Here is a 24,941-nt window from a genome sequence, read left to right as displayed (position 1 = left end):
GAGGAAGTTGGATTGTTTGATTTAAGAGAAGAACAGGAGCGCGTGATTCTGGTCGGCGTACAGGAAAACGGCGGCGCAAACGCAGAAGAATCGCTCGACGAGCTGGCGGAACTGGCCAGCACCGCCGGTGCGAAGGTGGAGGGCCGCCTGGTGCAGGTGCGGGAGGCCATTCATCCGGGAACGTACATCGGAAAAGGAAAATTAGAGGAGTTGAAAATTCTGGTGCGCGCCTGCGATGCGACGGGCATCATCTGCGACGATGAGCTCTCCTCGATCCAGTTAAAAGGGCTGGAGGAAGCACTGGAATGCAAGATCATGGACCGTACGCTTTTGATCCTGGATATCTTTGCGGCGCGCGCCGTGAGCAGCGAGGGTAAAATCCAGGTTGAGCTGGCCCAGTTAAAGTACCGTGCGTCCCGACTTTCCGGCCTTGGCACATCGCTTTCCCGTCTCGGCGGCGGAATCGGTACGAGAGGACCGGGAGAGAAAAAGCTGGAAACCGACCGGCGCCTGATCCGCACGCGTATTACGCAGTTAAAACGTGAGCTTGAGGAAGTACGCCAGCACAGAGAGCTCCTTCGTGAAGGCAGAAAACGTTCCAAAATCCCGGTAGCGGCGCTCGTAGGCTATACGTCAGCGGGAAAGAGCAGTCTTTTAAATGCACTGACAGGATCGGAAATTCTGGCAGATGCAATGCTGTTTTCCACGCTGGATACGACGACGCGGTCACTGACCCTTCCGGATGGACAGGAAATCCTGCTGACCGATACGGTTGGATTTATCAATAAGCTGCCACATCATCTGATCGATGCATTCCGCAGTACGCTGGAGGAAGCACGGTATGCCGACTATATTCTCCACGTTGTGGATACGTCAAATCCGCAGATGGAGCTGCAGATGCAGGTCGTGTACGATACGCTGCGGGAACTGAAAGTTGAGGACAAAAAGATCGTCACCCTGCTGAACAAGCAGGATAAGCTTCTCGCCCCGATGGTTGTAAAAGATTTCCGGGCAGACGCGAGCCTTGCGGTCTCTGCCAAAACAGGACAGGGACTCGAAGACCTCAAAAATTTACTCTCCTCGTGGATGATGGAGGGAAAAATCTATATCGAGCGCCTCTATCCGTACGATAAGGCGGGAACGATTTCACTGATCCGCGGATACGGAATTCTGCTCGAAGAAGAATATCTGCCGGAAGGCATCCGCGTAAAAGCCTATGTACCGAAGGATATCTATCCGAGGGTATAGAGGTATGGCAAGCGGGCTTAAAAACGGCAGTACATCCCTTTAAGCGCCGTACAGCGCCGAAAAATGGAAGGGACAGAATACAAGTAAAAGTACCATATCTAGTGATGTTAGAAAATTTCACACTAGATATGGTACTTTTTACTATTGACGGGAGAAACATGCTCTGCTATCATATGGTTCAGACACTGCAAAGAGTGGAACCTTAAAAAGGCCTTGCAGAAACGGTTGAATTAACAGGAGGGATTCCATGTTTCAGGTAGAAAAGAGAGACGGAACGATTGCAGAGTTCCAGATGAAAAAGATTACCGATGCGATTGGAAAAGCATTCGGCGCAAAAGATATGCAGTTCAGCGATGACATGCTTCAGATGCTGGCACTGCGCGTAACAGCGGACTTTCAGTCCAAGATCAAAGACGGAAAAATTTCAGTGGAGGCAATTCAGGACAGCGTGGAGAACGTGCTGATCCAGTGCGGCTACGCAGAAGTGGCAAAAGCTTACATTCTGTACCGCAAGCAGAGGGAAAAAATCCGCAACATGAAATCGACGATCGTAGACTACAAAGAGATCGTGGACAGCTACGTAAAAGTAGAGGACTGGCGTGTCAAAGAGAATTCGACCGTAACGTATTCTGTCGGCGGTCTGATCTTAAGCAATTCCGGCGCGATCACAGCCAACTACTGGTTATCAGAGATTTATGATGACGAGATCGCCGAGGCACACCGCAACGCGGATATTCACATCCACGACCTGTCGATGCTGACCGGCTACTGTGCAGGATGGTCGTTAAAACAGCTCATCAAAGAAGGACTTGGCGGCATCAACGGAAAGATTACTTCTTCTCCGGCAAGACATCTTTCGGTTCTGTGCAACCAGATGGTCAACTTCCTCGGCATTATGCAGAACGAGTGGGCAGGTGCGCAGGCATTTTCTTCATTTGATACGTATCTGGCGCCGTTCGTCAAAGTGGACAACTTAAGCTACGGCGAAGTGAAGAAGTGCATCGAGGCGTTTATCTACGGCGTCAACACACCGAGCCGCTGGGGAAGCCAGGCACCGTTCTCCAACATCACACTCGACTGGACCGTACCGGATGACCTCGCGGAGCTTCCGGCGATCGTCGGCGGCAAGGAGATGGACTTCAAGTACAAAGACTGTAAAAAAGAGATGGATATGGTCAACAAAGCGTTCATCGAGACGATGATCGAGGGAGATGCCAACGGAAGAGGCTTCCAGTACCCGATCCCGACCTACTCCATCACATCCGATTTTGACTGGTCCGATACGGAGAATAACCGTCTGCTGTTCGAAATGACTGCAAAATACGGTACCCCGTACTTCTCCAACTACATCAACAGCGATATGAAACCAAGCGACGTGCGCTCCATGTGCTGCCGTCTCCGCCTGGATCTGCGTGAGCTTCGAAAGAAAACTGGCGGATTCTTCGGTTCCGGCGAGAGCACCGGATCGGTCGGCGTTGTCACCATCAATATGCCGCGTATCGCATATCAGTCCAAAGATGAGAAAGAGTTCTACCGCCGTCTCGATCATATGATGGATATTGCCGCACGTTCGTTAAAGACGAAACGTGAGGTCATTACCCGCCTCCTGGACGAGGGACTGTATCCATATACGAAACGGTACCTTGGAACGTTTGAGAACCACTTCTCAACCATCGGTCTGATCGGTATGAACGAGGCCGGCTTAAATGCCGCATGGCTCGGAAAGGGTCTGGAGGATCCGAAGACACAGCAGTTTACGAAAGAAGTTCTGAACCATATGAGAGAGCGTCTTTCTGATTACCAGGAGGAGTACGGCGATCTGTACAACCTTGAGGCAACTCCGGCGGAGTCGACCGCATACCGTCTGGCAAAACACGACCGTGCAAAATGGCCGGATATCAAGACCGCAGGCCATGAGGGAGATACCCCGTACTACACCAACAGCTCCCATCTGCCGGTGGACTATACCGAGGATATTTTCTCTGCGCTTGATATTCAGGATGATCTGCAGACGCTGTACACCTCGGGAACTGTCTTCCATGCGTTCCTTGGCGAAAAACTGCCGGACTGGAAAGCAGCAGCTTCCCTTGTGCGGAAGATTGCAGAGAACTACAAACTGCCGTACTACACGCTGTCCCCGACGTATTCTGTCTGTGCGAACGACGGCTATCTCGCCGGCGAGCACTTTACATGTCCGATCTGCGGAAAAGAGGCAGAGGTTTACAGCCGTATCACGGGATATTACCGTCCGGTCAAGAACTGGAACGACGGAAAACGCCAGGAGTACAAGAACAGAACTGTATATGATATCATCCACTCCAAATCGCCGGAGCAGAAAATGAAATCGTACGGTGCAGCAGAGAAACTGGCAGAGCAGGCCGCTGGAAAAGAAGAGCCGAAAGCCGCTGCAGCAGCAGATAAAATCGAGGAAGACGGCATGTACCTGTTCACGACAAGCACCTGCCCGAACTGCAAAATGGCAAAAGAAATGCTCGCCGAGGAGCAGTATGAGGTGATCGACGCAGAGCGTCACCCGGATCTTGCCGCACAGTACGGCATCATGCAGGCACCGACTCTTCTCGTTGTGGAGGACGGCCAGGCGCAGAAGATTGTGAATGCTTCCAATATCCAGAAATATGTGGATGAATATCTCTCCTAAATCTGTGCGCATATAGTTGCAGGAAAGAACAAACAGAGTTATAATAGGAAAAAGTGATACCCTCGCCCGGGCATCCCGGGTGGGGGTATTATTATGGCGCTGAGCACAGCAGAAATCGGCCCGGTGGACCGGTTTCACTTACAGAAGGGAGAAAAATTATGGGATACAGCCAGGACACAATCTGTGTACAGGGAGGATGGCAGCCGAAAAACGGTGAGCCGCGTGTACTTCCGATTTACCAGAGCACAACATTCAAATATGCAACCAGCGAGGAAATGGGAAAACTGTTCGATCTGGAGGAGGAGGGATATTTCTATTCCCGTCTGCAGAACCCGACGAACGACGTCGTAGCACAGAAAATCTGCGATCTGGAGGGCGGCGTGGCAGCCATGCTCACATCTTCCGGCCAGGCGGCAACGATGCTTGCTGTTACCAACATCTGTGAGGCAGGCGACCACGTTGTCTGCGCGGCAAAGGTTTACGGAGGAACCTCCAACCTGCTCGCCGTTACCTTAAAACGATTCGGCATCGAGACTACCCTCGTGGACCAGGATGCGCCGGCAGAGGAGCTGGAAAAAGCATTCCAGCCGAACACCAAAGCTGTCTTTGCCGAGACGATTTCCAACCCGGCAGGTGTTGTACTTGACATTGAAAAGTTTGTTAAACTTGCACATGAGCACGGCGTTCCGATGATCTGCGACAACACCTTTGCAACCCCGATCAACTGCCGTCCGTTCGAGTTCGGTGTAGATATTGTCACCCATTCCACCACAAAATACATGGACGGCCATGCAATGGCGCTCGGCGGAGCGATTGTCGATTCCGGAAACTTCGACTGGGATGCGCATGCAGACAAATTCCCGGGCCTTACTACACCGGACGAATCGTACCACGGCGTGATTTATACGCAGAAATTCGGTAAAAAAGCGTATATCACAAAAGCAACCGCACAGCTGATGCGTGATATGGGAGCGTGCCAGTCCCCGCAGAATGCATTCCTGACGAATGTCGGTCTGGAGACCCTGCACCTGCGCGTGGAGCGTCACTGCAGAAATGCCGAGAAAGTGGCAGAGTTCCTGAAAAACCACCCGAAGGTAGCATGGGTTGAGTACGCAGGCCTTGCAGACAGCAAATACCATGCGCTGGCAGAAAAATACATGCCGAACGGAACCTGCGGCGTTCTCTGCTTCGGACCAAAGGGCGGAAGAGACGGCGCGATGCGCTTCACGAACGGCCTGAAAATGGTAGCAATTGTAACACACGTTGCCGATGCAAGAAGCTGCGTTCTGCACCCGGCAAGCCATACCCATCGCCAGCTGAACGATCAGCAGCTCATCGAAGCCGGTGTTCTGCCGGATCTGATCCGTCTGTCAGTCGGCATTGAGGATGTGAACGATATCATTGCAGACCTTGATCAGGCGCTTGCGAACGTATAAAGATACAAAAAACAGGATGTGAAAAGGAGCGTATTGGTAAAATGGAAGAAATGGCAGAGAAACGCGTAAAAGATTCTGAGACAGAGCAGTCGTATCTTCTGATGCACCGCCATATCAACGGCTATGGCCGTCTGTTCGGCGGCCAGCTGGTCGCGTGGATCGATGAGCTTGCCGGTCTGGTGGGACGCCGCCACTGCGGCCACGAAATCACCACCGCGTGCATCGACAATCTGAACTTCAAGCATCCTGCTTTTCTGAACGACACCGTCGTACTGGTCGGAAGAGTGACGTATGTCGGACGCACCTCAATGGAGGTGCGCGTCGACACGTACGTGGAAGAGCTTGCGACCGGCATTCGGAAAATGATCAACCGTGCCTACGTGGTGATGGTGGCCATCGACGAGAACGGCCGCGCACTTCCCGTCCCGGGCCTGATTCTGGAATCCCCGGAGCAGGAGGCCGAGTGGGAGGGCGGAAAACGCCGCTATGAACTGCGAAAAGAGCGTCACAGAGAGGGGTTCTAAGTTGACGTTCACCCGCACATTTGCAGAATCCACCGGAGCTGTCTTCGTGCATTCTGAAAATTTTATTTTAAGAAAATCCCGCCGTGTCCCTTGACAGGCGGGATTTTCCATGTTAAGGTAAAGGCAGTTATACGACTGACGGAAGTGGAAATGACCACAGGGAGTATAGCGTGAGAAGAGGCCGACCGTCTGGGCAGAAGAATGCTTGGGGGAGTGGGTCTGTTTTTTTATCCAAAAACAGAAAATCCCATTCCAGCCACCTTGAAAAGGAGATCAGAAGATGAAAAAAGTATCACTGGAACAGGAATTAAAAGGAAATGCATATCCAGGAAGAGGAATTGTGATCGGCAGATCCAAAGACGGCACAAAAGCCGTTGCCGGATACTTTATTATGGGCAGAAGCCAGAACAGCCGCAACCGTGTCTTTGTTGAGGAGGGTGAGGGAATCCGCACACAGGCGTTTGATCCGTCGAAGCTGGAAGATCCGAGCCTGATCATCTACGCACCGGTACGCGTTCTGGGAAATGATACGATCGTAACAAACGGAGACCAGACCGATACCGTATACGAAGGACTGGAGCAGGGAAAAACGTTTGAGGTATCCCTTAGAAGCAGAGAGTTTGAGCCGGATGCACCGAACTACACTCCTCGTATTTCCGGTGTGATGCACGTAGAGAACGGAACGTACGGCTACCAGATGTCGATCTTAAAGAGCAATAACGGCGATCCTTCCCAGTGCAACCGCTACACCTTCTCCTATGATAACTGTGTAGCAGGGGAAGGCCATTTCATCCACACCTACATGCACGACGGCAATCCGCTGCCAAGCTTTGAGGGTGAGCCAAAACTGGTCGAGATTCCGGATGACATCGATGCTTTCACCGAACTGCTCTGGAGCAGCTTAAACGAGGACAACAAGGTGTCCCTCTTCACACGCTATATCGACATTGCAACCGGCAAGTATGAGACAAGAATCGTGAATAAAAATAAATAAGAAATCGAGTGTTTTGCGAAAGGAGAAAATCATGAAAGAATTAGCGTTAAAATACGGATGCAACCCGAACCAGAAACCTTCCAGAATTTACATGGATGATGACAGAGATCTTCCGATCGAAGTATTAAGCGGCCGTCCGGGCTATATCAATTTTCTGGATGCCTTCAATGGCTGGCAGCTGGTACGTGAGCTGAAAGCAGCCACCGGTCTTCCGGCAGCAACTTCCTTCAAGCACGTTTCCCCGGCAGGTGCAGCCGTAGGTCTTCCGCTGGACGAGACCCTGCGTAAAATTTACTGGGTAGACGATATGGGAGAGCTTTCTCCGTTAGCATGCGCTTATGCAAGAGCCAGAGGCGCAGACCGTATGTCTTCTTTCGGCGACTTTATCGCACTTTCTGATGTCTGCGACAAAGACACCGCATCTCTGATCAAACGTGAGGTTTCTGACGGTGTCATCGCTCCGGGATTTACCGATGAAGCACTGGAAATCTTGAAAGCAAAGAAAAAAGGTAACTACTGCGTCATCAAAATCGACGAGAATTACCGTCCGGCTCCGCTCGAGCACAAACAGGTCTTCGGCATTACCTTTGAGCAGGGCCGCCAGGAGCTGCCGATCGACGATGAGCTGCTCTCCAACGTGGTAACCGAGAACAAAGAGATTCCGGAAGCAGCAAAACGCGATCTGAAGATTGCACTGATTACCTTAAAATATACCCAGTCCAACTCCGTATGCTTCGTCAAAGACGGTCAGGCCATCGGTGTCGGCGCAGGCCAGCAGTCCCGTGTGCACTGCACCCGTCTTGCCGGACAGAAAGCCGACAACTGGTTCCTGCGTCAGTGCCCGAAGGTGCTGGATCTGCAGTTCGTAGACGGCATCCGCCGCGCAGACCGTGACAATGCGATCGACGTTTACATCGGCGAGGAGTACATGGATGTTCTCGCAGACGGCGCATGGGAGAAGATCTTCAAAGTAAAACCGGAAGTCTTCACAAGAGAAGAGAAACGTGCATGGCTCGACCAGATGAAGGGCGTAACCTTAGGTTCCGATGCCTTCTTCCCGTTCAGCGACAACATCGAGCGCGCACACAAGAGCGGCGTCCAGTACATCGCAGAGCCGGGCGGATCGGTTCGTGATGACGCTGTCATCGAGTGCTGCAACAAGTACAACATGGCGATGGCATTTACAGGAATCCGTCTGTTCCATCACTAAAAAGAAATGCGTTTTATATTTATATAAGAAGAAAGAATCCGGTCTCTGGGCGGCCGGATTCTTTCTTTTTTTCGCACATGTATCATCAAAGAGAGAGTAGCACTTTCTGAAGAATAAAAAATAAGCAGGAAGAGGGCGGTACCGCCCTTTTTCTGTCGAAAACCCCTGTTCTTTTTCGGAAAAGTGTGATAAAATACCCCATGGGCGTATCTTTTGCCCGCTGCAAAAAGGAGGATGAGGAATATGCGGCAGATGGAATTTAAAATGGAGCGACAGGGACTTCTCGAGGAAGGCCAGGAAGTCAACGTGACAGAAAGCGCACTGCCTACCTCCTATTATTATACGATTACCCCGGCAGTGGCCATGAGCAGGAATTATCAGGCGTATGAGAGGCTGCAGTCCCGGAAGGGAATCGTAAAAGAAGTAAAAGAGACACCGAGAGGATTTTATACGGTAGTGGAGTTTGATGAAGATGAGCCGACCTGACGAGAACAAAAATGGGCACCCGGTGGTGCATCCGATTCCGCCGGTTTACCGCGCCGATTCCCGGATTCTGATTCTCGGCAGTTTTCCGTCCGTAAAATCCAGGGAGACCGGATTTTTTTACGGCCATCCGCAGAACCGTTTCTGGAAAGTGACGGCAGCCGTGTGCGGGGAAGAGGTGCCGCAGACCGTGGAAGAGAAGAAGGCGTTTCTGCTCCGGAATCATATCGCTGTCTGGGATGTGATCGCGTCCTGCGTCATCACAGGCTCGAGCGATGCGAGCATCCGCGATGTTGTGCCGAATCCGCTGCAGGACATTCTGGAATGCGCCGATATCCGGCAGATTTACTGCAACGGGGCGACCGCGTGGAAGTATTACCGGAAGTACCAGGAGAAGCAGCTGGGACGGGAAGCGGTTCGCCTTCCGTCGACGAGTCCCGCGAACGCCGCATGGTCTATGGAGCGGCTGCTTGGCGAGTGGAGCCAGTGCGGAGAAGTCTTACGAAACGGAGAGTGACAGGATGAAAAAAGAGTACGAGACCGTCTGGGAGATTTTTAATGAGTGTGCCAATAATCAGATGCGGGACGTCTTTTTCGACGAGATCGAGACGGATGACCCGGAGGCGTATATCCGTCAGAAATTTCCGGACAAAAACTTAAAATATGAAAAAACGGTGGAAGCGGACGGATCTCTGGTCTTTGACATTGAGACCTCCGGCATCCGCCAGCGGTTTACGTTTACAGAAATCTGAATCGCGCAGAAAATACCAGAAAAGCGGAGAAAAAAACGATGAGTGAAGAAAAACACACGCATGTGCTGGAAGACGGCACCGTGATTGAGCATTCCCACGATCACGCCCACGGGCACCATCATACAAATACAAAAGCAGTCTTAAACCGCCTCTCCCGCGCGATCGGACACATGGAGTCGATCAAGCGGATGGTAGAGGAAGGCCGGGACTGCACTGAGGTTCTGATCCAGCTGTCTGCCGTGAAGGCGGCCATTAACAATACAGGAAAAATTATCCTGGAGGATCACATTGAACATTGCATCGTCGATGCAGTCGAGCATGGGGACACAAAAGCGATTCAGGAGCTGAATAAGGCGATCGACCGCTTTGTCAAATAAGCAAGAAAAACAAGAAAAGAGGAAAGAAACATGGCAAAAGAATGCAGCAATTCGAGCTGTTCCAAAGAAAGCTGCGAAGGATGTCCAAGCAAAGCAGGACAGGGCAAACCGGATTTTCATATTGATCTGAATGCCGATTCTTCGATCAAACATGTCATTGGCGTTGTCAGCGGCAAGGGCGGTGTTGGTAAATCCATGGTAACCGCATCTCTGGCAAACCAGAAAGCAAAAGAGGGCTACAAGGTTGGTATCCTCGATGCCGATATCACAGGACCGTCCATCCCGAAAATGTATGGCCTGAAAGGACCTGCAAACGTAGATGACAAGGGCGTTTACCCGGCAGTTGCAGCAAACGGCGTAAAGGTAATGTCCATCAACCTCCTGCTTCCGGGCGAGGAAGAGCCGGTCATCTGGAGAGGACCTGTCATCGCAGGAACCGTAAAACAGTTCTGGACCGACGTCATCTGGGGCGACCTGGACTATCTCTTCGTCGATATGCCGCCAGGAACCGGTGATGTTCCGCTGACCGTTTTCCAGTCTCTTCCGGTAGACGGCGTAGTGATCGTATCTTCCCCGCAGGATCTGGTGCGCATGATCGTCATGAAAGCCTACAAGATGGCACAGATGATGAGCGTTCCGGTGCTCGGTATCGTAGAGAACTACAGCTACCTCGTATGTCCGGACTGCGGCAAAAAGCTGTCCATTTTCGGCGAAAGCCACATCGACGAGATCGCAGCCGAGATCGGCGTGCCGGTTCTCGGCAAAATGCCGATTCATCCGGAGTTTGCCGAGCTGGTGGACGAAGGAAGATTTGCAGAAGTGGATAACACCGATATTGCAAAGATCAACATCTAATCATTAAATATAGAAGCAAGTAATGGCATGAAAAACTCGTTTTTCCTTGATTTTACAAGGAAAAGCGGGTTTTTTTGACAAGATTTTTACGTTTCTTTTGGCAAAAACTATTTTATTTTAAACGGATTTTGTGTAACCGGTTACACATGACTGCGCAAATGAGACAAAAAGCGACAAATATGAAGGGTTAATGAGAAAAACTTGCATAAAAAACATGCATAATATGGCAAAAACAAGGAAATAAATTCAATATTGACATTTAAAGAGAAAAAGTGCATAATCTACCTCAACGATAGGAAAACAAACAGCTATTGATTAAGAAAGAGGTGAATCGTATGTCACACTGCGTAGTAAGACTCAATGGAACTGAGGAAGTAGAGGAGTTTGTAAAAGCAGCTTCCAAATGTGATTTTGATATTGACATTTTTTACAACCGCGTTATTATTGATGCAAAATCCATTCTTGGCATCCTCAGCATGGATCTGAACCGTGATCTCACCGTACACTGCTATGGTGACAGTCCGGCATTCAATAAAACCCTGCAGAAATTTGCTGTAGCATAAATTTTATTAAGGGAAACGAAAAAAATTCAGCCTGCGCCGCCAGCGAGAGTAGAGACAGAATTTGCGCAGGGGACTTTCTGAAGAAAAACTAATCACACGAGACACATAACTTCAGAGAGAAAAAAGGAGACTGTTGCGGCAGTCTCCTTTTTTCTGTATAATGATAACTATTCAGAGCCATGCGAAATTCCAGAAAAGGACACGAATCATGCTTGCATGAATGAGCGTTCTTTTCTGGAATTTCATATGGCGAGAAGCCACATCGAGATGCAGCGCAGCGGAATCGAGATGGGGCTCTGAATAGTCTGGTTAGAAAAGGAGCGGGCTAGTGGAAGAGAAGAAGAAAGAGATCCGGATTTCCGTGCGGAATCTGGTGGAGTTTATTCTGCGCAGCGGGGATCTGGACAACTCGTCGGGCGGTTTTGGCGAGCGGGATGCCATGCAGGCGGGAACGCGGGTGCATCAGCAGATTCAGAAAAAACGGGGCGCCGATTACCGTGCGGAGGTTCCGCTGGTTCACGAAAAAGAATATGAGCATTTCATTCTGCGCGTCGAGGGAAGAGCAGACGGCATGTACGAGGACGGAACCACGACCGTGATCGAGGAGATCAAGGGAACGTACCGTGACCTCGAAACGATGGAAGAGCCGGTTCCGGTACATCTGGCACAGGCGAAGTGCTACGCTTACATCTACGGCCTTCAGAACCGCAAAGAGGAGATGGGCGTGCTGATGACGTACACCCTGCTCTCCTCCGAGGAGGAAGGCCTTCTGCGCCCGCTCACCAAAGAAGAGGTAAAGCCGGAGCATTCTAACTGGCGCATCCGCCATTTTCTGCAGACGTACAAGCTCCCGGAACTGGAGCAGTGGTTCGATGAGCTACTCGACGCCTGGTTTATCTGGGCGGAATTCCAGTACCAGTGGCAGAAAGCGCGAGATGCCTCAATGCAGCACCTCGAATTCCCCTTCCCGTACCGGAAAGGCCAGCGGGAACTGGTGAGCGGCGTCTACCGTACCATTCTGCGGAAAAAAGAACTCTTCGTCCAGGCACCGACCGGCATCGGAAAAACAATGTCCACGGTCTTTCCGGCCATCCGCGCGATCGGAGAGGGCTGCGGCGACCGTCTTTTTTATCTGACTGCGAAAACCATCACCCGTACCGTGGCAGAGGAGGCGGTCTCCATTCTAAAAGAGAAGGGACTGCAGTTCAAAGCAATCACGCTGACCGCAAAAGAAAAAATGTGCATCCTCGATGAGCCCGAATGCGATCCGATCCACTGCCCGCGCGCGAAAGGTCATTTTGACCGGATCAACGCGGCGGTGTACGAGATGCTGACGGAATGCGATTCCTACACAAGAGAGGAAGTCCTACGCCAGGCGGAAAAATGGAACGTCTGCCCGCACGAGTTCCAGTTTGATGTGGCTTCGTGGGTGGACGGCGTGATCTGCGATTACAACTATGCGTTTGATCCGACCTCGAAATTAAAACGCTTTTTCGCAGAAGGAACGAAGGGTGACTACATCTTTCTGATCGACGAGGCGCATAACCTGGTCGAGCGGGGCCGCGATATGTTCAGTGCCACGCTCGTCAAAGAGGAGATTTTAAAGGTCCGCCAGCTCCTCCGCCCGTATGCACCGGGCAAAAAGCTCGAGAAGGCGCTGAATCGCTGCAATCACCAGATGCTCGTCTACAAAAGAGAGTGCGATTCCTGCACGGAGCTGGAAAGCGTATCGACGTTTCTTATGATGGTCAATCAGCTGCTGGAAGAACTGGCAGGCTGGCTGGAAGCGCATAAGACAAGCGAAATCCGGAAGCAGGTTCTGGAATTTTACTTTAACTTGCGAAATTTTTCCGAGATTTACAATTTAGTGGATGAAAATTATCTGATCTACACGAGTTATCTCGATAACGGCGATTTTGCACTGCGCCTGTTCTGCGTCAACCCGGCGGAGAATCTGCAGCAGTGTATCAACCAGGGGCGGTCGGCCGTCTTCTTTTCCGCGACGCTGCTGCCGGTGCAGTATTATAAGAAGATGTTCAGCACGAATACGGACGATTACGCGATTTACGTGGAGTCCCCGTTTGATCCCACGAAGCGGTGTCTGGCGATCGGAAGCGAGGTCAGCACGAAGTATCAGCGGAGAAACCGCGCAGAGTTTGAGAAGATCGCCGCTTATCTGAACGAGATGATCCAGAGCCGGAAGGGCAACTATATGGCGTTCTTCCCGTCATACCGCCTGATGCAGGATGTCTATGCGGTCTATGAGGAACTGTATGCAGATGAAAACGTGACCTGCCTGATCCAGGAGTCGGCGATGCGGGAGCAGGAGAGAGAAGAGTTTCTGGAAGCGTTTGCGAAAGACAACGAGAAAACGCTGGTGGGATTCTGTATCATGGGAGGCATTTTCTCGGAGGGAATTGATCTGGACGGGGAGAAGCTGATCGGCGCGGCCGTTGTGGGAGCCGGAATCCCGCAGGTGGGGCCGGAGAGAGAACTTTTAAAGCAATATTTCGACCGCAGCGGAGAGAACGGTTTCGACTACGCGTACCGCTATCCCGGCATGAATAAAGTATTGCAGGCGGCAGGGCGCGTGATCCGTACGACGGAGGACACGGGTGTGATTCTGTTGCTCGACGAGCGGTTCCGAAACCGGGAGTACCGCGAGCTGTTCCCAAGAGAGTGGGAGGACTGCCGGATTGTGCAGCGCAGCAGCCTCCCGGAGGTAATCCATTCGTTTTGGGAGAGGGTGGATTGTGAGAGCGGATCAAAAGCCGGGCAGCAGGAAATGAAATCTCGGTACAGCGCTGAACGTTACGTGTGATCCGCGCGGTTCCGGTATTCGCTCGGCGAGCAGCCCATCTGCTGCCGGAAAATTTTAGAAAAATAGGCAGGACTGGAAAATCCGGTCTGTTCCGCTACGGAAGTGATACTGGCCTGGCGCTCGAGAAGGAGCGGCAGGCTTTTTTCAATACGGTAATCGAGAAGATAGTCAAACAGGGATTCGTTCATGCATTTCTTGAAAAAACGGCAGCATTCACTGCGGCAGATGTGGATCTGTGCGGCGAGATCCTCGAGCGTCAGATGCTCCATATAATGGCGGTGGATGTAGTCGAGCAGAATGCGGAGCCGCTCAACATCACGCGCTGCCGCCGTGTTCTGGGATTCACCGGAAAACGATGCGTGGCGGTAAATCTCAATCCAGATCGACAGCAGAAGCTCCTGGATTTCCATCTCAAACGCGGACGGCTGTGAAAGCGAGAGGTCGTAGATGCGGTGCATACAGGCAAGTACCTGGTTCTGCCAGTCGATCTCCGGCGAAAAGACGATGGAGGCGAGCTGCATATCCGTCAGCACCGGTTCGACGTAGCGCGTCTGGATCACACTGTTTGAAAAACCATAGAGAAAGCGCGGGGCGAACGTGGTTGAAATATAGACGCAGTCCATCCCGTCGATCATGTGGCCGCTGTGAAGCGCATTCGTGTTGCAGAAAATGCCGTCCCCTTCTTTTAAGACATACGATTTGCCGTTGACCTGATATCCGATCTGCCCCGAGAGGACAAACGTCAGCTCAATTTCCGGGTGCCAGTGCCAGGAAAAGGAGCCGCGCTCGTAGCGGGAGAGCTGTTCGTAACTGATGTTGACAGGAAATTCATAGCTGCCGTGGGCCTTCAGCTCACGGTTTTCTTTATCCATGCGGATCTGCATGAAACGTACCTCCAATCCATAAAATCCATTAAAAATCATACGATAAGTAAAGTATGCGGCAAAAAGGGAAAAAAAACAAGAAAAAATCGAAGATCACCTCAATATAATTATCGCTTGCCCCAATATTGTTGTTGCAGATGGGCGTACGGCTCACTATAATGATACTTAAGAAGATAAGAAAAAACACACAAACACACAAACACACAATACACACACAACACACAAAACGAAACCATGAAAACAACACACCAAAAAGAAAAGGAGACAACAAAATGAAACAGCAGGTACTGGATTGTTTTGCAAAACTGTTCGGGGGAGAGGGCGACATCCGCACCTACTTCGCACCTGGACGTGTAAACCTGATCGGTGAGCACACCGATTACAACGGAGGCCACGTATTTCCATGTGCACTGACCATCGGAACCTACATGGCAGCAAGAAAACGAGAGGACAGAAAGCTTCGTTTTTACTCTATGAACTTTGAAAAACTCGGCGTGGTAGAATCTTCCCTTGATGAATTTCAGATGGGCAAAGAAGGCAACTGGACCGCATATCCGAAGGGAATGATGTGGGCATTTTGCCAGAAGGGCTTCCCGGTAGAGCAGGGCTTCGATATCGTGCTCTACGGAAACATTCCGAACGGCTCCGGCCTTTCCTCTTCCGCATCCGTTGAGACCGTAACCGGCGTAATGCTGCGTGACATGTTCGGCTACGACACCATCTCCATGATCGGCATCGCTCTGTACGGCCAGTTCTCCGAGAACAACTACAACGGCGTCAACTGCGGTATCATGGATCAGTTCGCCATCGCCATGGGCAAAAAGGACTGTGCGATCTTCCTTGACACCAGCGATCTGAAATATGAGTACGCACCGGTTAAACTGGAAGGCGCAAGAATTGTCATCTCCTGCAGCAACAAGAAACGCGGCCTTGGCGACTCCAAATACAACGAGCGCCGCAGCGAGTGCGAGACTGCTCTGGCTGAGATTCAGAAAGTCAAAGACATCAAGAGCCTTGGCGAGCTGACCGAGGAAGAGTTTGAGGCAGTGAAAGATGCCATCAAAGATCCGGTCCGCCAGAAACGTGCAAAACATGCTGTTTACGAGAACCAGAGAACCGTTCAGGCCGTTGCAGCTTTAAAGGCAAACGACATCGCAAAATTCGGCGAGCTGATGAACGCATCCCACGTTTCCCTGCGTGATGACTATGAGGTAACCGGCATCGAGCTGGATACTCTTGTGGAAGAAGCATGGAACTGCCCGGGTGTCATCGGATCCCGTATGACAGGCGCAGGCTTCGGCGGATGCACCGTCAGCATCGTAAAAACAGAAGATATTGACAACTTCATCGCAAAAGTAGGCGCAGCTTACAAAGAAAAAATCGGCTATGCCGCAGACTTCTATGTCGTAGACATCGGAGACGGCGCAGGCGTATTAAAATAAGAAATAAAAAAGCTGGATCGGCAGCAGGGAGGAAGCTACAGTGATTAACGAGAGTATTGCAAAACTGGTAAAATATGGAGAAAATGCCGGTCTTGTTTCGGGACTGGATAAAATCTATGCGACAAACCGGCTTCTGGAAGTCATGCAGATTTCCGATTACGAAGAGCCGGAGCAGATTCCGGAGACCCCGGATCTGGAAGAGACTTTAAATGAACTGCTTGATGATGCAGCTAAGCGCGGTCTTCTCGAACACAACAGCGTCGTTTACCGCGATCTGTTCGATACGAAACTGATGGACTGCCTGATGCCGCGCCCTGGAGAGGTGGTAAAGAAGTTTGAGGAACTCTATGCGAAGAGCCCGCAGGAGGCAACCGATTACTTCTACAAACTGAGCCAGGATTCCAACTACATCCGCAGATACCGCATCGCAAAGGATATCCGCTGGAGCGTACCGAGTGCCTACGGCGATATCGATATCTCGATCAACCTCTCCAAACCGGAGAAGGACCCGAAGGCGATCGCGGCTGCAAAACTGGCAAAACAGAGCGGTTATCCGAAATGCCTGCTCTGCAAGGAGAATATGGGCTATGCGGGACGCGTCAACCACCCGGCGCGCCAGAACCACCGCATCATTCCGCTGACGATCAATCAGACGGAGTGGGGATTCCAGTACTCGCCATATGTGTATTACAATGAGCACTGCATCGTGTTCAATTTCCAGCATAACCCGATGAAGATCGAACGCGCGACCTTTGTGAAGCTGTTTGACTTTATCAAGCTGTTTCCGCACTACTTCATCGGTTCCAATGCGGATCTGCCGATCGTGGGAGGCTCCATTTTAAGCCACGATCATTATCAGGGCGGCCACTATACCTTCGCAATGGCGAAAGCGCCGATCGAGCGCTATTTTACCATCAAAGGATACGAGGATGTGGAAACCGGCATTGTCAAATGGCCGCTGTCCGTCATCCGGATCCGCCACAAAGATGAGAAACGGCTGATCGATCTGGCAGAGCATATCCTGAACTGCTGGAGAGGTTACACGGATGAGGATGCGTTTGTATTCGGCGAGACTGACGGAGAGCCGCACAACACGATCACGCCGATCGCAAGAAAAGTGGGCGATACGTTCGAACTCGATCTGGCACTGCGCAACAACATCACGACGGACGAATGCCCGCTCGGTGTTTACCATCCGCATGCACAGTATCATCACATCAAAAAAGAGAACATCGGCCTTATTGAGGTTATGGGACTTGCGATTCTGCCGGCGCGCTTAAAAGATGAGCTGGAAGAGCTTTCCAAATGCCTTGTAGAGGGAAAAGATGTCCGCGCTGTCGCAGAGCTGGAGAAACATGCCGACTGGGTAGACGAATTCCTGCCGCGCCATCCGGAGCTGAACAGCGAAAATGTGATGGATATCCTGAAAGAGGAAGTCGGAAAAGTCTTTGTCGGCGTACTCGAGGATGCCGGCGTTTACAAGTGCACCGAGGAAGGCAGAAGTGCATTTGCAAAATTCATGGAAACGTTGTAGAATAAACTAAATGCTTCAATTAACCCGCTGCGGCAAAAAAGCAGCAGCGAAGGAAAACATGGAGGATACCAAAATGAAAATCTTAGTTACTGGCGGTGCAGGCTATATTGGAAGCCACACCTGTGTGGAACTGCTGAACGCAGGCTATGACGTTGTTGTCATGGACAACCTTTACAATGCAAGCGAGAAAGCCATCGAGCGTGTAGAACAGATTACCGGAAAGAAAGTAACCTTCTACAAAACCGATATGCTGGACCGCGAAGGCGTAAAGAAAATTTTCGACAACGAGAAAATTGACGCTGTCATCCATTTCGCAGGCTTAAAAGCAGTCGGCGAGTCCGTACATAAACCGATTGAATATTATCACAACAACATGACCGGAACCCTGATTCTCTGCGATGAGATGAGAAACCATGGCGTAAAGAACATCATCTTCAGTTCTTCTGCAACCGTATACGGCAATCCGGCACAGATTCCGATCACCGAGGAGTGCCCGAAGGGAACCCCGACCAACCCATACGGCTGGACAAAAAGCATGCTCGAGCAGGTTCTGACCGACATCCACACCGCAGATCCGGAATGGAATGTTATCCTGCTTCGTTACTTCAACCCGATCGGAGCGCATAAGAGCGGCCTTATCGGAGAGGATCCGAAGGGCATCCCGAACAACCTGCTTCCGTATGTCGCACAGGTTGCCATCGGAAAACTCGAGTGCATCGGCGTTTTCGGTGATGACTACGATACTCCGGACGGAACTGGTGTCCGCGATTACATCCATGTTGTTGACCTGGCACGCGGCCATGTAAAAGCCATCCAGAAACTGGCTGACAACGAGGGCGTTTCCATTTACAACCTCGGAACCGGCAAAGGCTACAGCGTACTCGATGTGATCCACGCATTCGAGAAAGCATGCGGCCATCCGCTGAAATACGAAATCAAACCGCGCCGTGATGGTGATATCGCAACCTGCTACTCCAAATGCGACAAAGCAAAAGAGGAGCTTGGCTGGGAGGCTGAGTACGGCATCGAGGAGATGTGTGCCGATTCCTGGAACTGGCAGCAGAAGAATCCGAACGGATATAACGACTAATGTAATGTGAGTGTTATCTGGCGGTCCGCCGATACTTGAAAGAGTGTCGGCGGGCCGTTTTTGTATAGATAAATTCAGTCTTTTTTCACAAAGTCCGGCTTGCTAATTAAGAGGGAATCCGATATAATGTAAGAGTTAAAGTGTCCGTAAAAAAAGAGGGGCGGTTTGACATACAAGGAGGAAAAGCATGGACGATAGAAAAAATCAGAACCGGGAACCAGAAAACGGCTCCGGGGGAGGACCGAAAAACAGACAGACGATACTCATTATCCTGATCTGCCTCCTCGTCAGCCTGATGGTGATGGGACTTCTGAACAATGCCCTTGGGGGAATTACTTCCGAGGATCTTGACTATAGCAAATTCCTGGATATGGTAAACAACGATGAAGTGCAGGAAGTTGTCTTGAAATCGGGAACACTGACCGTAACGCCGAAAGACCAGAAATCGGAGGGAATCACCTATCAGGTAACGATGATGGGAGATGAGCAGGAGCTGGTCGATCTGTTACAGGAGAAAGGCATTACGTACCACAAAGATCCGCCGGATTCTACCGGAACGATCATTTACACATTGCTGACCGTCATTCTGCCGGTTGTGATGCTTGTCGCTGTCATGGTGTGGGTGATGCGCAGCATGAACAAAGGCGGCGGAGTCATGGGCGTAGGAAAGAGCAGAGCAAAGGCCTACGTACAGAAAGAAACCGGCGTGACATTCCGCGATGTTGCGGGACAGGACGAGGCAAAAGAATCGCTCCAGGAGGTTGTGGATTTCCTGCATAACCCTGGAAAATACACGACAATCGGTGCAAAACTTCCGAAAGGAGCGCTTCTTGTAGGCCCTCCTGGAACCGGAAAAACACTGCTTGCCAAAGCCGTAGCCGGTGAGGCGCACGTACCGTTTTTCTCGATGTCCGCTTCGGAATTTGTCGAGATGTTCGTCGGTGTCGGTGCATCGCGTGTGCGTGACCTGTTTGAGGAAGCAAAGAAAAACGCACCGTGCATCATCTTTATCGATGAGATCGATGCGATCGGAAAGAGCCGTGACAACAGCTACAACAGCAACGACGAGCGGGAGCAGACGTTAAACCAGCTCCTCGCCGAGATGGACGGATTCGACAGCTCCAAGGGTATTCTGATCCTTGCGGCCACAAACCGCCCGGAGGTTCTTGACCCGGCGCTGCTGCGTCCAGGCCGTTTTGACCGCCGGATTATCGTAGAAAGACCGGACCTGAAAGGCCGTGTGGAAATCCTGAAAGTACACGCCAAGAACGTATCGCTCGATGAGACGGTTGATCTCGACGGCATCGCACTTGCGACATCGGGAGCCGTTGGTTCTGATCTTGCAAATATGATCAACGAGGCAGCGATTCTTGCGGTCAAGAACGGAAGAAAAGCCGTTTCCCAGAAGGATCTTCTCGAGGCAGTCGAGGTTGTCCTCGTCGGAAAAGAGAAGAAGGACCGCATCTTAAGCCAGGAAGAGCGAAAGATCGTTTCCTACCACGAGGTAGGCCACGCACTTGTTACTGCACTGCAGAAGGATTCCGAGCCGGTACAGAAAATCACGATTGTGCCGCGTACGATGGGTGCGCTCGGCTACGTCATGCAGGTGCCGGAGGAGGAGAAATACCTCAACACGAAGAGCGAACTCGAGGCGATGATCGTCGAGTGCCTCGGTGGAAGAGCGGCAGAGGAGATCGTATTCGGCAACGTGACAACGGGAGCTTCGAATGATATCGAGAAAGCGACGAAGATTGTCCGCGCGATGATCACGCAGTACGGTATGTCGGAGAAATTCGGTCTGATCGGTCTTGCGACCCAGCAGAATCAGTACCTCGACGGAAGAATGGTCTTAAACTGCGGCGATGCCACAGCAACCGAAATCGACCACGAGGTCATGAAGATCTTGAAAGAGTCGTATGAGCAGGCAAAAGAACTTCTGGCAGCTAACCGCGATGCGATGGATGAAATCGCAGCTTACCTGATCCAGAAAGAGACGATCACCGGAAAAGAATTTATGGAGATTTTTCATCAGGTGATTGCAAAACGGAATGGAAACGCGGAAGAAGCGGTTGAAAATCCAGAAATATAAAAAGAAAGCGAAAAGGCCCGGCGGGAGCAGAGAAAACGATCTCTGCACGCTGGGCATTTTCAACATTACAGTCCCAAAAAGAGGAGGGTCATATGGCGTTTGATATCCAGGAAGAACTGAAAAAACTGCCGGGGAAACCCGGCGTCTATCTGATGCACGACGCGGACGATACAATTATCTACGTAGGAAAGGCGATTTCGCTGAAAAACCGTGTCCGCCAGTATTTCCAGACGAGCCGCAACAAAGGGCCGAAGATTGAGCGGATGGTCACGCATATCGCCCGTTTTGAGTATATTGTGACGGATTCCGAACTGGAGGCGCTCGTGCTGGAGTGCAACCTTATCAAAGAGCACCGTCCGAAATACAATACGATGCTGAAAGATGACAAGGCGTACCCGTACATTAAGGTGACCGTGAACGAGGATTTTCCACGCATTCTGTTTTCCCGTCAGATGAAGAAGGACAAGGCGAAATATTTCGGCCCGTACACGAGCGCCGGAGCTGTGAAAGATACGATCGAACTGTTGCGGAAGCTGTACGATATCCGTTCCTGCAATAAGAGCCTGCCAAAGGAGATCGGCAAGGACCGCCCGTGTCTTTACTATCACATCCACCAGTGTAAGGCACCGTGTCAGGGATACATTTCCAAAGAAGAGTACGGCGAGCAGATCAAAAAGGCGATCAGTTTTCTGAATGGAAATTACAATGACATGATCAAAGAGCTGACTGGAAAAATGACGGAGGCGGCTGAGGAGATGCGGTTCGAGCAGGCGGCGGAGTACCGTGATCTGATCGACAGCGTGCGCAGGATCGGCGAGCGGCAGAAGATTACGAACAGTGACGGCGAGGACAAGGATGTCATTGCGCTTGCGATGGACAAAGAGGATGCGGTGGCGCAGGTCTTCTTTATCCGGAATGGAAAGCTGATCGGGCGGGAGCATTATTATCTGCGGATCGGCGAGGAGGAGCAGAAAAGCGAGGTGCTGCTCACGTTTATGAAACAGTTCTATTCCGGCACGCCGTTCATCCCGCGGGAAATCATGATTTCCGAGGAGATTGCTGAGCAGGAGCTGATGGAAGAGTATTTAAGCAGCAAACGGGGCCAGAAGGTCCGCATCCGCGTGCCGAAAAAGGGCAGCAAGGAAAAAATGGTGGAACTGGCAGAGCGGAACGCACAGATCGTTCTCGATCAGGACCGCGAGCGGATCAAGCGGGAAGAGGGTCGGACGGTTGGTGCCGTAAAAGAGATCGCCAGATGGCTGAACCTGCCGTCGATCGACCGCATCGAGGCGTACGATATCTCCAATATCAGCGGTTTCCAGTCGGTCGGCTCGATGATCGTCTACGAGAAAGGAAAGCCAAAGCGCGCCGATTACCGAAAATTCAAGATCAAATCCGTCGAGGGACCGAACGATTACGCCAGTATGAAAGAGGTCTTAAGCCGCCGTTTTCTGCGCGGCATCCAGGAGGACAGCGGTTTCGAGCGGCTGCCGGACCTGATCATGATGGACGGCGGACGCGGCCAGGTCAACATTGCGCTTGAGGTGCTTGAAGAAATGGATCTTGCGATTCCGGTCTGCGGTATGGTAAAGGACGACAAGCACCGCACGAGGGGTCTGTATTTCCGAAACGTGGAAATTCCGATCGACCGGAACAGCGAGGGCTTCAAACTGATCACACGCGTGCAGGACGAGGCACACCGCTTTGCAATCGAATACCACCGCCTGCTGCGGAGCAAGGGCCAGGTCCACTCGATTCTCGACGACATCCCGGGCATCGGGCCGACAAGAAGGAAAGAACTGATGCGCCACTTTCAGGGAATTGATGATATCAAGGCGGCAACCGTGGAAGAACTTTCCGGACTTCCGGGCATGAATAAAAAGGCGGCGGAGCAGGTTTACACATTCTTTCACGCACCTGCACAGGAGGAAAATGAGGATTCGTCAAAATAGTTAAATTTCTAGGTTGCCCGTGATGCTTTATTGTGCTAAAATCATAGAAGAGACGGATTTAAAAAGACGTCGAATGAAGTCGGAGGACAGGAAAATGAAAGAAATTGAAATGACCAAAATGGTGGAGGAAATGGATCTCCGCAACCTGACACCAGAGGTTGATATGACAGATCTTGTCATTGCCACACCGGATATCAACCGTCCTGCACTGCAGCTGACCGGTTACTATGAGCATTTTGCCAATGAGCGTGTGCAGATCATCGGTTATGTAGAGTTTACGTATCTGCAGCATCTTGAAGAGAGCGAGCGCGTCCGCGCGTTTGAAGAGTTTGTAAGCCGCAAGATCCCATGTGTCATTTTCACCACGAAGATGATTCCGGGACCGGAAATTCTGGAGCTGTGCAATCGTTATCAGGTACCGGCCTTTGCGGTAGACAAATCGACTTCCGTTTTCATGGCTGAAATCATCCGCTGGCTGAATGTCCAGCTTGCCCCGATGATCTCCATCCACGGCGTGCTGGTCGATGTATTCGGCGAGGGCGTTCTGATCATGGGCGAGAGCGGAATCGGAAAGAGCGAGGCTGCACTGGAGCTGATCAAACGAGGCCATCGTCTCGTCAGCGATGATGTGGTTGAAATCAGCCGTGTCAGCGACATTACGCTGGTCGGAACGGCACCGGATATCACGCGTCATTTTATCGAGCTGCGCGGTATCGGTATCATCGACGTCAAGACGCTGTTTGGTGTCGAGAGCGTAAAGGATACCCAGTCTATCGACCTTGTTATCAAGCTTGAAGAGTGGGACAAAGAGAAAGAATACGACCGTCTGGGTCTGGAAGAAGAGTATATTGAGTTCCTTGGAAACAAGGTTGTCTGCCATTCCCTTCCGATCCGTCCGGGCCGTAACCTGGCGATCATCGTAGAAACCGCTGCTGTCAACCACAGACAGAAGAAGATGGGCTACAATGCCGCACAGGAGCTGTACCGCCGTGTACAGGCTAACTTAGTGAAAAAAAGAGAGGAGAAGTAAGAAAATGGCAAACTATGTATTTGGAATCGATGTTGGGGGTACTTCAGTAAAATGCGGACTGTTCCAGACAGACGGAACTCTGTTGGAAAAATGGGAAATCCCGACCCGCACCGAAAACGGCGGAAGCGAAATTCTGCCGGATATCGCAAAAAGCGTAAAAGCAAAAATGGCTGAGAAGGGTATCGCAGCAGATGATGTTGCCGGTGTCGGCATTGACGTACCTGGCCCGGTTAATGACAAAGGTGAGCTTTCCATCGCAGTCAACCTGAACTGGGGATATAAAAATATCGTAAAAGAGCTTTCCGACGAACTCGGCGGAATGGCAGTAAAAGCAGCAAACGACGCAAACGCAGCAGCTCTCGGTGAGATGTGGGCAGGCGGCGGAAAGGGAAGCAAGAACCTGGTTATGGTTACCCTTGGAACCGGTGTCGGCGGCGGAATCATCGTGGACGGCAAGATCGTAGCAGGTGCTCACGGCGCAGGCGGCGAGGTTGGTCATGCATGTGTTGATCCGGAAGAAGAAGCGGTCTGCAACTGCGGAAACCACGGATGCCTCGAGCAGATGACATCTGCAACCGGTATCGTTCGTCTGGCAAAGAAATATCTGGCATCCCATGATACTCCGTCTTCTTTAAGAGAAAGAGGAGAGACCATCAGTGCAAAAGCTGTCTTTGATGCATTAAAAGAAGGCGATGCAGCAGCAGAAGCAATCGTTCAGGAGTTCTCCGAGTACCTCGGAAGAGCACTTGCAGTATTCGCATGCGTTGTTGACCCGGAAGTTATCGTAGTCGGCGGCGGTGTATCCAAAGCAGGCCAGATCCTGATCGACGGCGTAGCTAAATACTACCGTGAAGCAGCATTCATCGCATGCAAAGATACCCCGATCGTACTCGCTTCCCTTGGAAACGATGCTGGTATCTACGGCGCAGCAAAAATGCTGATTGACTAATTGATTCAGATGGAAAAAGAAGTATAGAAAAACCGGTCCTGCTGGCATA

The 24,941-nt window shown here is 51.2% G+C and carries 21 protein-coding genes and 1 riboswitch; of the genes, 20 read left to right on the top strand and 1 reads right to left on the bottom strand.

The annotated features are described in order from the left end of the window. Window positions 1–12: 12 nt before the first annotated feature. From hflX to DWZ44_RS03330, 13 genes are all read left to right on the top strand, one after another. Entirely contained in the window at window positions 13–1,248 is a 1,236-nt protein-coding gene (gene hflX, locus DWZ44_RS03390) for a GTPase HflX (RefSeq protein WP_055227015.1), read from the top strand. Between the two features lie 247 nt (window positions 1,249–1,495). Continuing rightward, window positions 1,496–3,907, top strand: a complete 2,412-nt coding sequence (locus tag DWZ44_RS03385; RefSeq protein ID WP_055227013.1) for a ribonucleoside triphosphate reductase — start codon at window positions 1,496–1,498, stop codon at window positions 3,905–3,907. A gap of 158 nt (window positions 3,908–4,065) precedes the next feature. Further along, window positions 4,066–5,343 carry an O-acetylhomoserine aminocarboxypropyltransferase/cysteine synthase family protein gene (locus DWZ44_RS03380; protein ID WP_117804212.1) on the top strand — a complete coding sequence of 426 codons (1,278 nt, stop codon included), beginning with the start codon at window positions 4,066–4,068 and terminating at the stop codon, window positions 5,341–5,343. A gap of 41 nt (window positions 5,344–5,384) precedes the next feature. Then, window positions 5,385–5,867: an acyl-CoA thioesterase gene (locus DWZ44_RS03375; RefSeq protein WP_117801938.1), complete on the top strand. Its 483-nt coding sequence runs from the start codon at window positions 5,385–5,387 to the stop codon at window positions 5,865–5,867. A 121-nt stretch (window positions 5,868–5,988) separates the two neighbouring features. After that, window positions 5,989–6,069, top strand: a riboswitch (ZMP/ZTP riboswitch). A 78-nt stretch (window positions 6,070–6,147) separates the two neighbouring features. After that, window positions 6,148–6,861 carry an IMP cyclohydrolase gene (locus tag DWZ44_RS03370; protein WP_022463110.1) on the top strand — a complete coding sequence of 238 codons (714 nt, stop codon included), beginning with the start codon at window positions 6,148–6,150 and terminating at the stop codon, window positions 6,859–6,861. A gap of 31 nt (window positions 6,862–6,892) precedes the next feature. Next, entirely contained in the window at window positions 6,893–8,071 is a 1,179-nt protein-coding gene (locus tag DWZ44_RS03365) for a phosphoribosylaminoimidazolecarboxamide formyltransferase (RefSeq protein WP_117760499.1), read from the top strand. 243 nt (window positions 8,072–8,314) lie between these two features. Next, window positions 8,315–8,557, top strand: coding sequence for a hypothetical protein (locus DWZ44_RS03360; protein WP_022463113.1), 243 nt, complete (start codon window positions 8,315–8,317; stop codon window positions 8,555–8,557). Then, complete coding sequence (locus DWZ44_RS03355; protein ID WP_117804211.1) at window positions 8,544–9,071, top strand: DNA-deoxyinosine glycosylase; 528 nt, start codon at window positions 8,544–8,546, stop codon at window positions 9,069–9,071. The genes DWZ44_RS03360 and DWZ44_RS03355 overlap by 14 nt, the downstream gene beginning before the upstream one ends. Before the next feature lie 4 nt (window positions 9,072–9,075). Continuing rightward, entirely contained in the window at window positions 9,076–9,306 is a 231-nt protein-coding gene (locus tag DWZ44_RS03350) for a hypothetical protein (protein ID WP_022463115.1), read from the top strand. 38 nt (window positions 9,307–9,344) lie between these two features. Next, window positions 9,345–9,683, top strand: coding sequence for a metal-sensing transcriptional repressor (locus DWZ44_RS03345; RefSeq protein WP_117804210.1), 339 nt, complete (start codon window positions 9,345–9,347; stop codon window positions 9,681–9,683). A gap of 30 nt (window positions 9,684–9,713) precedes the next feature. Then, window positions 9,714–10,538, top strand: a complete 825-nt coding sequence (locus tag DWZ44_RS03340) for an Mrp/NBP35 family ATP-binding protein (protein WP_055219741.1) — start codon at window positions 9,714–9,716, stop codon at window positions 10,536–10,538. A 335-nt stretch (window positions 10,539–10,873) separates the two neighbouring features. Next, window positions 10,874–11,101, top strand: a complete 228-nt coding sequence (locus DWZ44_RS03335; RefSeq protein ID WP_022463118.1) for an HPr family phosphocarrier protein — start codon at window positions 10,874–10,876, stop codon at window positions 11,099–11,101. 328 nt (window positions 11,102–11,429) lie between these two features. After that, window positions 11,430–13,922 carry an ATP-dependent DNA helicase gene (locus DWZ44_RS03330; protein ID WP_117804209.1) on the top strand — a complete coding sequence of 831 codons (2,493 nt, stop codon included), beginning with the start codon at window positions 11,430–11,432 and terminating at the stop codon, window positions 13,920–13,922. On the opposite strand, the gene DWZ44_RS03325 is transcribed toward DWZ44_RS03330, so the two are convergent. Next, window positions 13,913–14,806, bottom strand: a complete 894-nt coding sequence (locus DWZ44_RS03325) for an AraC family transcriptional regulator (protein ID WP_055219743.1) — start codon at window positions 14,804–14,806, stop codon at window positions 13,913–13,915. The two genes, DWZ44_RS03330 and DWZ44_RS03325, sit on opposite strands and share 10 nt — an antisense overlap. A 272-nt stretch (window positions 14,807–15,078) precedes the next feature. On the opposite strand from DWZ44_RS03325, the gene DWZ44_RS03320 reads away from it, so the two are divergent. The 7 genes from DWZ44_RS03320 to DWZ44_RS03290 all read left to right on the top strand — a co-directional run bounded on the left by DWZ44_RS03320 (window position 15,079) and on the right by DWZ44_RS03290 (window position 24,892). Next, the gene (locus DWZ44_RS03320; protein WP_117804208.1) at window positions 15,079–16,248 is read left to right on the top strand and encodes a galactokinase; all 1,170 of its coding nucleotides are present in this window, start codon (window positions 15,079–15,081) and stop codon (window positions 16,246–16,248) included. Between the two features lie 40 nt (window positions 16,249–16,288). After that, a complete protein-coding gene (gene galT / locus DWZ44_RS03315) occupies window positions 16,289–17,782 on the top strand; it encodes a UDP-glucose--hexose-1-phosphate uridylyltransferase (RefSeq protein ID WP_117804207.1) in 1,494 nt (497 codons plus the stop codon). Between the two features lie 73 nt (window positions 17,783–17,855). After that, complete coding sequence (galE, locus tag DWZ44_RS03310; protein ID WP_022463123.1) at window positions 17,856–18,872, top strand: UDP-glucose 4-epimerase GalE; 1,017 nt, start codon at window positions 17,856–17,858, stop codon at window positions 18,870–18,872. A gap of 187 nt (window positions 18,873–19,059) precedes the next feature. After that, window positions 19,060–20,961, top strand: coding sequence for an ATP-dependent zinc metalloprotease FtsH (gene ftsH, locus DWZ44_RS03305; RefSeq protein WP_117804206.1), 1,902 nt, complete (start codon window positions 19,060–19,062; stop codon window positions 20,959–20,961). Between the two features lie 92 nt (window positions 20,962–21,053). Further along, entirely contained in the window at window positions 21,054–22,913 is a 1,860-nt protein-coding gene (uvrC, locus tag DWZ44_RS03300) for an excinuclease ABC subunit UvrC (RefSeq protein WP_117804205.1), read from the top strand. A gap of 94 nt (window positions 22,914–23,007) precedes the next feature. Continuing rightward, a complete protein-coding gene (gene hprK / locus DWZ44_RS03295; protein WP_022463126.1) occupies window positions 23,008–23,943 on the top strand; it encodes an HPr(Ser) kinase/phosphatase in 936 nt (311 codons plus the stop codon). Window positions 23,944–23,947: 4 nt separating this feature from the next. Next, window positions 23,948–24,892 (top strand): ROK family glucokinase, encoded by a 945-nt coding sequence (locus tag DWZ44_RS03290; RefSeq protein ID WP_117804204.1) that lies wholly within the window; start codon window positions 23,948–23,950, stop codon window positions 24,890–24,892. Window positions 24,893–24,941: the final 49 nt, after the last annotated feature.

Origin of the sequence: Blautia sp. AF32-4BH, assembly GCF_003460565.1 — a bacterium.
Classification (GTDB): Bacteria; Bacillota; Clostridia; order Lachnospirales; family Lachnospiraceae; genus Fusicatenibacter; species Fusicatenibacter saccharivorans.
This window is presented reverse-complemented; position numbering and strand designations above follow the sequence as displayed.